Origin of the sequence: Enterobacter cloacae complex sp. S2 (genome assembly GCF_015159675.1) — a bacterium.
Classification (GTDB): domain Bacteria; phylum Pseudomonadota; class Gammaproteobacteria; order Enterobacterales; family Enterobacteriaceae; genus Enterobacter; species Enterobacter intestinihominis.
Genome location: NZ_JADDTS010000014.1, coordinates 103,186 through 113,820, shown reverse-complemented (window position 1 = coordinate 113,820; position 10,635 = coordinate 103,186). Strand labels below are relative to the sequence as shown.

Annotated in this window: 9 protein-coding genes and 1 riboswitch; of the genes, 2 read left to right on the top strand and 7 right to left on the bottom strand. The window is 55.3% G+C overall.

Annotated elements, in window-relative coordinates:
• Window positions 1-388: 388 nt before the first annotated feature.
• Window positions 389-1,240: a glutamate racemase gene (gene murI / locus IPZ49_RS07700; RefSeq protein ID WP_023298885.1), complete on the bottom strand. Its 852-nt coding sequence runs from the start codon at window positions 1,238-1,240 to the stop codon at window positions 389-391.
• Window positions 1,185-3,032 (bottom strand): TonB-dependent vitamin B12 receptor BtuB, encoded by a 1,848-nt coding sequence (gene btuB, locus IPZ49_RS07695; RefSeq protein ID WP_063146865.1) that lies wholly within the window; start codon window positions 3,030-3,032, stop codon window positions 1,185-1,187. The genes murI and btuB overlap by 56 nt, the downstream gene beginning before the upstream one ends.
• A gap of 65 nt (window positions 3,033-3,097) precedes the next feature.
• Window positions 3,098-3,274, bottom strand: a riboswitch (cobalamin riboswitch).
• Between the two features lie 104 nt (window positions 3,275-3,378).
• On the opposite strand from btuB, the gene trmA reads away from it, so the two are divergent.
• Window positions 3,379-4,479 carry a tRNA (uridine(54)-C5)-methyltransferase TrmA gene (gene trmA, locus IPZ49_RS07690; RefSeq protein ID WP_023298887.1) on the top strand — a complete coding sequence of 367 codons (1,101 nt, stop codon included), beginning with the start codon at window positions 3,379-3,381 and terminating at the stop codon, window positions 4,477-4,479.
• A gap of 90 nt (window positions 4,480-4,569) precedes the next feature.
• Here the strand turns inward: trmA and IPZ49_RS07685 are convergent, their stop codons facing one another.
• Both IPZ49_RS07685 and fabR read right to left on the bottom strand, forming a co-directional pair.
• Entirely contained in the window at window positions 4,570-4,929 is a 360-nt protein-coding gene (locus tag IPZ49_RS07685) for a YijD family membrane protein (protein ID WP_017383113.1), read from the bottom strand.
• A 9-nt stretch (window positions 4,930-4,938) separates the two neighbouring features.
• Window positions 4,939-5,577, bottom strand: a complete 639-nt coding sequence (gene fabR, locus IPZ49_RS07680) for an HTH-type transcriptional repressor FabR (protein ID WP_003862059.1) — start codon at window positions 5,575-5,577, stop codon at window positions 4,939-4,941.
• Window positions 5,578-5,773: 196 nt separating this feature from the next.
• On the opposite strand from fabR, the gene sthA reads away from it, so the two are divergent.
• Window positions 5,774-7,174, top strand: coding sequence for a Si-specific NAD(P)(+) transhydrogenase (gene sthA / locus IPZ49_RS07675; RefSeq protein WP_003862057.1), 1,401 nt, complete (start codon window positions 5,774-5,776; stop codon window positions 7,172-7,174).
• Here the strand turns inward: sthA and oxyR are convergent.
• The 3 genes from oxyR to argB form a co-directional block, all read right to left on the bottom strand.
• Window positions 7,157-8,074: a DNA-binding transcriptional regulator OxyR gene (oxyR, locus tag IPZ49_RS07670; protein WP_022649783.1), complete on the bottom strand. Its 918-nt coding sequence runs from the start codon at window positions 8,072-8,074 to the stop codon at window positions 7,157-7,159. The genes sthA and oxyR overlap by 18 nt on opposite strands.
• Before the next feature lie 305 nt (window positions 8,075-8,379).
• Entirely contained in the window at window positions 8,380-9,753 is a 1,374-nt protein-coding gene (gene argH / locus IPZ49_RS07665; RefSeq protein WP_063146863.1) for an argininosuccinate lyase, read from the bottom strand.
• 105 nt (window positions 9,754-9,858) lie between these two features.
• Window positions 9,859-10,635, bottom strand: coding sequence for an acetylglutamate kinase (gene argB / locus IPZ49_RS07660; protein ID WP_094948456.1), 777 nt, complete (start codon window positions 10,633-10,635; stop codon window positions 9,859-9,861).

The following is a 10,635-nucleotide window of genomic DNA, read 5'->3' as shown; positions in this document are numbered from 1 at the left end:
TCAATTTAAGTTTGATGCTCGTGAATTAAACTTCGTAATGAATTACGTATGTTCACTCAGAGACTTGGTATTCATTTTTCGTCCGAGGACGTTAAGAATCCATGTCACTTTGAGTGCCCACACAGATTGTCTGATAAATTGTTAAAGAGCAGTTGCGACGCGCTTCAGCGCTCTGTCGCGAGGTGGCGTATATTACGCTTTCCTCTTTCAGAGTCAACCCGTTATTTTCACTTTTCTCTGTTGGCGTTCATCTCTGAACCCCGCTGTCCCGGCGGCTTGTAAGCCGTTGTTCCGTGTCAGTGGAGGCGCATTATAGGGAGTTCTCAGACGTTGACAACCCCTCTTTGAAAAAAAACGTTCAACCGTCTCTTTTTTGCTCAAAACCGTGCTACAGCGCCAGTTTTTCGAGCGTTTCGAAGCCATAACGACGTAAAACGGGCAAAAGTTGTTCGGTTTCTTTTGTTATCGCCATACAGAAAGCGATGTTCGCATCCGCTGATTTCGCATCCGGCGCCTCGTGCTCCAGTAGCCAGGCCGTCCGACGCGCAATCGCAGCACCGGAATCCACCAGCCGGGTCCCTTCAGGCAAAACCTTTAACAGCTCTTCCTGTAATAGCGGGAAATGGGTGCAGCCGAGAACAACCGTATCCGGTGGTTCCTGCATCCGCAGCCATGGACGCAGAATGCGACGCAGCTCTTCAAGCGATACCGTCTCGCCGTGCAGTTTCGCTTCCGCCATTTCCACCAGCTCCGCGGAGCCGAGCATGGCGATCTGGCATTCATTGGCAAAGCGCTCAATAAGCTCACGCGTATAAGGACGTTTTACCGTACCGCGTGTCGCCAGCAACCCCACGATACCGTTCGCCGTCAGACGCGCCGCAGGTTTGATTGCCGGGACAACGCCCACAACCGGGAACGGGAATTTTTCGCGCAGGGCAGGAAGAGAGACCGTGCTTGCCGTATTACAGGCAATAACCGCCAGCGCCAGGGGATAGCGCTTTTGTACCGCAGTGACGATTTCAATCACACGCTCAACGATAAAGTCTTCACTCTTTTCCCCATACGGGAACGCGACGTTATCGAAGGCGTAGATGTAATGGAGATCCGGCAGGAGCTGCCGAATCTCATCATAGACCGAAAGCCCACCGACGCCGGAATCAAACACCAGCACGGTGGGACGCGGATCAGAAGGTGTAGCTGCCAGACAAGGTGTATTCCCGTCCTGCAGTTTTGTAGCCATAAACTGTCTCGTAATCTTTATCGAACAGGTTGGCTATTTTACCACGAACTGTGAGATGTGAGGTGACAGGATATGAAACCGCGACGTCCCACAGGCTGACGCCGCCCATTTTAACTTTCTCTGACGGATAGGTTCCAAAGTCGGTGTCGTAGCGCGTGCCGAGATAGTGATACGTCAGGCTCCAGTCAACATCATAGATCTGCGTATCAAGCTGATATTTCACCTGCTGTTTAGCACGACGGTCCAGAAGTTGATTGGTTGCCGCATTGCGGGCATCCACATAGTCGTAGCCCACAGTATGCGTCAACGGACCCGTATCAAACGACGCTGTCGCTTCTACACCTTTAATGCGTGCTTTGCCGACGTTGTAATATTGCTGCAGGTTATTGTTGAAGTCGATGAGATTATCAACGTCATTACGATAGCCGGATACGCGCCAGCTTACGCCTGCCGTCAGGCCTTCAAACGCCCCTTCCCACTGCTTGCTCTCTTCAGGATCAAGATGGGTATTGCCGTAGAAGCCATAGAGCTGACCCAGATTCGGCGCTTTATAGGCCGTGCCATAAGAGGCTATGAAGCGGTAACCGTCAACGAACTCCCAGGCTGCGCTACTTTGCCAGGTACCATGGCGACCAAACTGAGAGTTGTCATCGCTGCGGGCCGCCGCCTCCAGAGTGAAATCTCCAAACTGCTGCAACCCAGTCAGGTAGACGCCAGTGTTACGCAGGTCATAGGCGTTGGTTACGTAGTTGGTACCCGGCTCGGTGCTCTGTTTCTGCCAGTCAACGCCCGCGCCGATGTTGCCATGTCCCACGTCAACTGAGTTGGTCCACTGAACATTGTACTGTTTGATTTCATCCAGGGTTGCTGTGGAGTCATAGCGTCCAAGGTGCGGATCGTAATTGTAGTCTTTGCTGTGACTGTAGCTGGAGAGCAACTGTGAATGGAAAACATCCCGGTTAAACCGCAATCCGGCATCCCAGGTCTGGCTATAGAGTTGGCGGGTATCAACCAGCACATCAGGGGTGAATGAACTGTAATAGCCGTCATAGGCGGTACGGTTGCTGTAACCATAGCCGCGAACGAAACCACTCCATTGCTCAGAGAAAGCATGCTCCAGTGCGCCGTAGAGCGTTTTATTCATAAAGCCGTCGCGATCGGTCTGGGCAAGGCCGCCGTTATTACCGTCAGCAACGACGTCAAAGCCTTTTGTGTAGGTGTAATCCCCCGCCAGCGTAACGCGCGTACTTTCACCCAATGTTTGCTGGGTGCTGCCACCATAATTCTGGAAGCCGTGTGTCCCAACGCCAGCATTCAGCGTTGTGCCATCCTTCGCACGCGTAGTGATAATGTTGACTACACCACCGATCGCATCCGAGCCGTACACCGCCGAACGCGGTCCACGAAGATATTCGATGCGCTGCACCAGGGAGATCGGAAACTGGCTGAGATCGGACGACCCCGTGACGCCCGCCTGGTTAAGGCGGATCCCATCGACGAGAATCAGGACATGGCTGGAGTTCGTACCGCGTATAAAGAGAGAAGAGAGCTGCCCCATCCCGCCATTTTGTGCCGTATCTACGCCAGGCAGGCGACGCATGACATCCAGAACCGTGGTGGATTGCCAGCGGTCGATATCGGCCCGCGTCACGACAGAAGTCGCAGCCAGAACAGATTTTTCAGGTTGTTCGAAACGGTTTGCTGTCACCACCAACGAGTCGGCGCTTTCCTGCGCCCAGCCCGAAAATGCCGTGACGGAAAACGCCGTCAACAGCGATACTTTTTTAATCATTGTTAAAGCATCCACAATATAAGAAGGATGCCGCAGGCCTCATCGATAGCACGCGATGATGAAACCAAATGCGACGTGATCCCGGCAGGTCTTCGGGCTGGGTGGCGTTATACGGATGAAGACTTCCCGTTTTCACAGTGTCTACAACTCTCATCCCGCCAGTCTTTACCGCTGCGCGTCAGCTCCAGATTTGCACTGGATTCCCTTTTCACTCTCAGGAGACCGGAAACAGAATGCTACAATTAGACACGTATAGATGTCCAGATAGCTATTAGCCATTAAATCTGGACATCCACTGCACAATCCCTACAATCCCCGCGTAATTCTTTATCACTCAGGACGCATCATGACCCCCGAACACCTCCCGACAGAACAGTACGACGCACAGCTGGCAGAAAAAGTTGTCCGCCTGCAAAGTATGATGACGCCTTTCAACGCGCCCGTTCCCGAGGTGTTTCGTTCTCCGGTCAGCCACTACCGTATGCGCGCTGAGTTTCGCATCTGGCACGATGGCGATGACCTGTACCACATCATTTTCGATCAGCAGACGAAATCCCGGATTCGCGTAGACAGTTTCCCGGCGGCGAGTGAGCTTATCAACCAGCTAATGACGCTGATGATCGACGGTGTGCGCACTAATCCGGTGCTGCGCAACAAGCTGTTCCAGATTGACTACCTGACCACCCAAAGCAATCAGGCCATTGTCTCTCTGCTCTATCACAAAGCGCTGACCGACGAGTGGCGCGAGCAGGCAGAAGCCCTGCGCGATGCGCTGCGCGCGCAGAACATCAACGTGCACCTGATTGGCCGCGCGACCAAAACCAAAATCATGCTGGACCAGGATTACATCGACGAGCGTTTGCCGGTGGCAGGAAAAGAGATGGTTTACCGTCAGGTGGAGAACAGCTTCACCCAGCCGAATGCGGCAATGAACGTGCAGATGCTGGAGTGGGCGCTGAATGCGACGGAAGGGTCGACGGGCGATCTGCTGGAGCTCTACTGCGGTAACGGCAACTTCTCGCTGGCGCTGGCGCGTAACTTCGAACGCGTGCTGGCGACGGAAATCGCCAAACCGTCGGTGGCCGCCGCGCAGTACAACATCGCCGCTAACCATATTGATAATGTGCAGATCATTCGTATGGCGGCAGAAGAGTTTACCCAGGCGATGAACGGCGTACGTGAGTTTAACCGCCTGCAAGGGATTGATTTGAAGAGCTACCAGTGTGAGACAATTTTTGTCGATCCGCCGCGCAGTGGCCTGGACAGCGAAACCGAGAAGATGGTGCAGGCGTACCCGCGTATTTTGTACATCTCCTGTAACCCGGAGACGCTGTGCAAGAATCTGGAAACATTAAGCCAGACGCACAAGGTTGAACGTCTGGCGCTGTTCGATCAGTTCCCATATACGCACCATATGGAGTGCGGCGTACTGCTCACGGCGAAGTAATGTGGGCCTTGTAGGGCAGGTAAGCGAAGCGCCACCTGCCAAAAAAGCCGGATGGCGCTTCGCTTATCCGGCCTACAATGACAAAACCCTTTACTCTGGTAACTGGCTCTTGCGGCTACGCATGCGAGAGCCAATCCAGAACACCAGCGCCACAGACAGCACCGCAGGCAGGAAGTTAGAACCGATATCCGGATACTCTGCACGCACCACGGTGCTGTACAACAGTACACCCAGAATAAAACAGGCTGCGGCCAGCCCCGGTAACCCAACCGGCATGGTGCGGTTCAGATAACGTTGATGCAGGCAATACACCGTCAGCACCAGCGCGATAATCGGGAAAATCGAGAACGGTACAATTGAGCTGAAAACCGCCGCAAACGTACCGTTAATGGATAAGCCAGCGATCAATGCCAGCAACAGCGTTCCTTTATCCTGACCTGACTGTTTCATTACTCACCTTCACTCATCGTTTTGATGTGCCAACTTCTCTTGTTCACGGCGATACCAGTAGTACGCACCTTTAGAAATCATCCGCAGCTGCAATACCAGTCGCTCTTCGAGTTGCTTACGTTGTTCAATGCTGACATCCAGCGCTTCGGCACCCGCACTGAAAACAATGGTCACCATCGCCTCGGCCTGTGCTTCAGTAAACGCACGCGGCATATGGTTTTCGAGTTCAAGATAGTCGGCAAGTTCCGCGATGAAATGCTGAATTTCACGCGCGACGGCGGCACGAAACGCCGCCGACGTGCCAGAGCGCTCGCGCAGCAAAAGGCGAAACGCGTTAGGGTTATTGCCGATAAATTCCATAAATGTCGACACGGAGGTGCGGATCACGCTGCCGCCTTTGGCAATACGCTGACGCGCCTGACGCATAAGCTGGCGCAGCATCAAACCGCTCTCGTCGACCATGGTCAGGCCCAGTTCATCCACATCACGGAAATGACGATAGAAGGACGTTGGCGCAATCCCGGCCTCGCGCGCCACTTCGCGCAGGCTTAAACTGGCAAAACTCCGCTCAGCACTCAGTTGACTGAATGCGGCTTCCACCAGCGAACGCCGGGTTTTCTCTTTTTGTTGTGCTCTTACGCCCATCACGATAGTTGAATCCTTCCAAAGGCCCGTTGGCACTATACCAGAGAATAAAATTAATCTGTTTACCTGGCTTTGTGAATGATTGTTTACGCGCGGTTTGTGCTCCACTGCCCGAAAAAAGCACAACGATAATTGGGTTACCCAGGCAATGATGTTATGATTCTGTTGCTTTTATGTATAAGAACAGGTAAGCCTTGCCATGCCACATTCCTACGATTACGACGCAATAGTTATTGGTTCCGGCCCCGGCGGCGAAGGTGCTGCTATGGGTCTGGTAAAACAGGGAGCCAGAGTAGCGGTTATTGAGCGCTACCATAATGTCGGCGGCGGTTGCACCCACTGGGGCACCATCCCTTCGAAAGCCCTCCGCCACGCCGTTAGCCGCATTATCGAATTTAACCAGAACCCTCTTTACAGCGACCACTCCCGACTTCTTCGTTCTTCTTTTGCCGATATCCTGAATCACGCAGACACGGTCATTAACCAGCAGACGCGCATGCGTCAGGGTTTCTATGAGCGCAACCACTGTGAAATTCTGCAGGGTAACGCGCATTTTGTGGATGAACACACCCTGGCGCTGGAGTGCCACGACGGTTCGGTTGAGACGCTCACCGCTGAAAAATTTGTGATCGCCTGCGGATCGCGCCCATATCATCCGGCAGACGTGGACTTCTCTCATCCACGCATTTACGACAGCGACTCCATCCTCAGCCTGCACCACGAGCCACGCCATGTGATCATCTATGGCGCGGGCGTGATTGGCTGTGAATATGCGTCGATTTTCCGGGGAATGGAGGTCAAAGTTGATTTGATCAACACCCGCGACCGGCTGCTGGCGTTCCTCGATCAGGAGATGTCAGATTCCCTCTCCTACCACTTCTGGAACAGTGGCGTGGTGATTCGCCACAACGAAGAGTACGAGAAAATCGAAGGCTGCGACGACGGTGTGATCATGCACCTGAAATCTGGTAAGAAGCTGAAGGCGGACTGCCTGCTGTATGCCAACGGCCGTACCGGCAACACGGATTCATTGCAGCTGGAGAATATCGGGCTTGAAACCGACAGCCGCGGTCAGCTCAAGGTCAACAGCATGTACCAGACTGCGCTGCCGCACGTTTACGCGGTCGGCGACGTTATTGGTTACCCAAGTCTGGCCTCCGCTGCTTACGATCAGGGCCGCATCGCCGCACAGGCGCTGGTGAAAGGTGAAGCGACGGCGCATCTGATCGAGGACATCCCGACGGGCATCTACACCATCCCGGAAATCAGTTCTGTCGGCAAAACCGAGCAGCAGTTGACGGCCATGAAGGTGCCTTACGAGGTGGGTCGTGCCCAGTTTAAACACCTGGCGCGCGCACAAATTGTGGGGATGAGCGTGGGTACGCTGAAGATCCTGTTCCATCGCGAGACGAAAGAGATCCTCGGTATTCACTGCTTTGGTGAACGTGCCGCGGAAATCATTCATATCGGCCAGGCGATCATGGAGCAAAAAGGTGGTGGCAACACCATCGAGTACTTCGTTAACACCACCTTTAACTACCCGACCATGGCGGAAGCCTATCGGGTAGCTGCGCTGAACGGCTTAAACCGCCTGTTTTAACGCGTTGTCGAAATGGCCATCCATTGCACCACGGATGGCCTCTGCCAGCTGCTCATAGCGGCTGCGCAGCGGTGAACCCGGACGATAAACCAGGCCGATCGTGCGACGCGGCTCTGGCTTAATACACGGCAGATAGACCACGCCATCACGCTTACGCTCGCGCGGCACGGCCAGCGCAGGCAGCAGCGTAATGCCACTTCCCGCCGCGACCATGTTACGCAGCGTTTCCAGGCTGGTTGCGCGGAAATGGGTATCTTCATCTGCACCCGCTTCGAAGCAGAAGCCCATCGCCTGATCGCGCAGACAGTGGCCGTCTTCCAGCATCAGCAGCTTTTCTCCGGCCAGATCGGCCATCGGCACGCGATCGCGGTTCGCCCACGGGTGATCTTCATAGATCGCCAGCATCATCGGCTCATCGAACAGCGGTACTTCAATAAACGCTTCACTCTCTTTGACCAGCGCCAGGATCGCGCAGTCGAGCTTGCCGCTGTCTAACTGCGCCAGCAGCTGATGGGTTTGCGCTTCATGCAGGTACATTTCGAGTTTCGGGAACGTCTGGTGCAGCAGCGGAATGATTTGCGGCAACAGATACGGGCCAACGGTTGGGATCAGGCCAATATGCAGCGGGCCGGACATCGCCTCCCCCTGCTGGCTTGCCATTTCCTTGAGCACTTTGACCTCGCGCAGTACGGTGCGCGCCTGATCCACCAGCAGCAGACCTGCCTGCGTGAACAGTACCTTACGACTGGTGCGCTCCAGCAGCATCACGCCCAGCTCATCTTCCAGCTTGCGGATCTGACCGCTCAGCGTTGGCTGGCTGACATGGCAGGAGTCTGCCGCGCGGCGAAAATGGCGATGCTCAGCTAACGCTACCAGGTATTCAAGATCACGAATATTCATTATTCATCCTCCGTCGCCACGATAGTTCATGGCGATAGATAGCATAGCAACGAACGATTATCCCTATCAAGCATTCTGTTGAATAATACATCACATAGACGAGGCGGCACGTGTTTGACCCAAAACGACCCCGCACCGTCAGCGAGTTTCTCTCAAAACTCGAAAAACTAAAGCCAACGTGAACTTTTGCGGACCCCGTGGTCCGCTTTTTTTTGCGTATAAAAAAGCCCGGCACTAAGCCAGGCTCCGTTTTTCTCCCTCTCCCTGTGGAAGAGGGCCGGGGTGAGGGCACCAGCCCGCACAAATCAAACCAACCGGTTTTTCGCGTCCGCAATCGCCTGCGCTACCTGCTTCGGCGAGACTCCACCTTTCGCCGCACGCTTATCCAGGCAGGATTGCAGGGCCAGAATCGGGTAGACATCCTCCCTAATAACCGCACTGAATTTTTGCAGGTCGGCAAGCGCCAGCTCTTCAAGGGCTTTACCCTGACGAATCGCTTCCACTACCGCTTCACCCACAATATGGTGCGCCTCGCGGAACGGTACGCCTTTCGCCACCAGGTAGTCTGCCAGCTCGGTAGAGTTAGCATAGCCCTGCTGCGCCGCTTCCTGACAGCGCGGACGTTTCACCTGAATACCGTCCAGCACCAGCGCGCCCATATGCAGACAGTCCAGCCAGGTGTCGAGCGCGTCGAACAGCCCCTCTTTGTCTTCCTGCATGTCTTTGTTGTATGCCAGCGGCAGCCCTTTCAGGGTCATCATCATGCCGGTCAGCGCGCCCTGCACGCGGCCACACTTACCGCGGATCAGCTCCAGCGCATCCGGGTTTTTCTTTTGCGGCATCAGGGAGGAGCCGGACGTCACGCGGTCGGACAGCTCGACGAAGCCCGCTTCGCCAGAGTTAAAGAAGATCAGGTCTTCGGCAAAGCGCGACAGGTGCACCATCCCGATAGAGGCATTCGACAGCAGCTCCAGCACGTGGTCACGGTCAGAGACGCTGTCCAGGCTGTTGCGGGTGGCGGAAGCAAAGCCCAGCCAGCCTGCCAGCTGCTCACGGTCGATTTCATAAGCCGTACCGGCCAGCGCGCCGCTGCCCAGCGGGCTGACGTCCAGACGCGTTAAGGTATCCTGTAAACGGCTCTCATCACGCGCCAGCATCTCAACGTAGGCCAGACACCAGTGCGCGAACGTCACTGGTTGCGCGCGTTGCAGGTGGGTATAACCCGGCATCACCGCATCCTGATTGTTCTGCGCAGTGTCCACCAGCGCGCTCTGCAGCTGACGATTCGCCGCCAGCAGTTCGCCGACGGTCTCTTTACACCACAGCTTCAGGTCGGTCGCCACCTGGTCATTACGGCTACGCCCGGTATGGAGCTTTTTACCCAGCTGGCCGACTTTGTCGATAAGTTTGCCTTCCACCCAACTGTGAATATCTTCGGCATCGCTCTGGAGGATTTGCTGCGGATCCAGACGCACCTCTTCCAGCAGGTTGTTCAGCGCCTCTTCCAGCTGCTGCTGTTCGTCTGCGGTCAGCACGCCAACGGTCACCAGCGCTTTGGACCAGGCCACAGAGCCGACAATATCCTGTTCGGCCAGGCGGTAGTCGAAGCGCAAAGAGTCGTTGAACTGTTTGAACCGCTGATCCGCTGCCTGTGTAAAACGCCCACCCCAAAGTGCCATAACGAATTTCCTTAATGATGATATTTTTGCCCGGTGGCGCTGCGCTTACCGGGCCTACAAAATTCACGTAGGCCGGATAAGCGAAGCGCCATCCGGCACAGAATCTTAAGCCAGAATACGCGTACCAATCGGCGTACCGTTAAACAGCGCCGGGAGTTGCTCCGCGTGACGCCAGGAGGCGATATCCACCGGACGACCCAGCGTGCGCGCGGCATCCAGCGCCGCGTTCACCTTAACGATCATGCCGTCGGTGATAATGCCCTGATCGATCAGCTGTTCGGCTTTTGCGGCGGTCATTTCCGCTATACGCTGGCCTTTGCCGTCCAGAATACCGCTCACGTCGGAGAGCAGGATCAGGTCTGCGCCCAGCGTGGCCGCCAGCGCGGTTGCCGCCTGGTCCGCATTGACGTTCATCAGCTCGCCCTCTTCGGTCACGCCGATTGAGCTCACCACCGGCAGAAAACCACCTTCCAGCAGGGTGTTAATCAGCTTAGGCGAACCTGGCTGCGCCAGTCCAACATGGCCAAGCGCTTCGTCGAGCTGGGTCACTTTCACGCTATCGCCATCGCCCAGACAGAGACCAACGGACGCGATGTGGTGCTTCTTCGCCCACGCCAGCAGCGTTTTGTTCGCCGTCCCCGCCAGCGCACCAGTAATAATGTCAATCTGGTCGGCAGGCGTGACGCGCAGGCCATTTTTCTTAATCACCGGCAGGTTGAGCCCTTTCATCAGCTCGTCCACCACACAGCCGCCGCCGTGGACAATCACCAGCGGACGTTGATGTGATTCACGATAGTTCACCAGCGCGGTAAACAGGCGCTCCAGCGCTTCTTCGCTGTCCAGCAGTACACCACCGAGTTTGATAATTAATGGGTTCATCAT

Excerpts from the sequence above, each read along its gene's own strand:
- IPZ49_RS07685 (WP_017383113.1), bottom strand. The coding sequence starts at position 4,929 with ATGAAACAGTCAGGTCAGGATAAAGGAACGCTGTTGCTGGCATTGATC.
- btuB (WP_063146865.1), bottom strand. The coding sequence starts at position 3,032 with ATGATTAAAAAAGTATCGCTGTTGACGGCGTTTTCCGTCACGGCATTT.
- murI (WP_023298885.1), bottom strand. The coding sequence starts at position 1,240 with ATGGCTACAAAACTGCAGGACGGGAATACACCTTGTCTGGCAGCTACA.
- argH (WP_063146863.1), bottom strand. The coding sequence starts at position 9,753 with ATGGCACTTTGGGGTGGGCGTTTTACACAGGCAGCGGATCAGCGGTTC.
- sthA (WP_003862057.1), top strand. The coding sequence starts at position 5,774 with ATGCCACATTCCTACGATTACGACGCAATAGTTATTGGTTCCGGCCCC.
- oxyR (WP_022649783.1), bottom strand. The coding sequence starts at position 8,074 with ATGAATATTCGTGATCTTGAATACCTGGTAGCGTTAGCTGAGCATCGC.
- argB (WP_094948456.1), bottom strand. The coding sequence starts at position 10,635 with ATGATGAACCCATTAATTATCAAACTCGGTGGTGTACTGCTGGACAGC.
- trmA (WP_023298887.1), top strand. The coding sequence starts at position 3,379 with ATGACCCCCGAACACCTCCCGACAGAACAGTACGACGCACAGCTGGCA.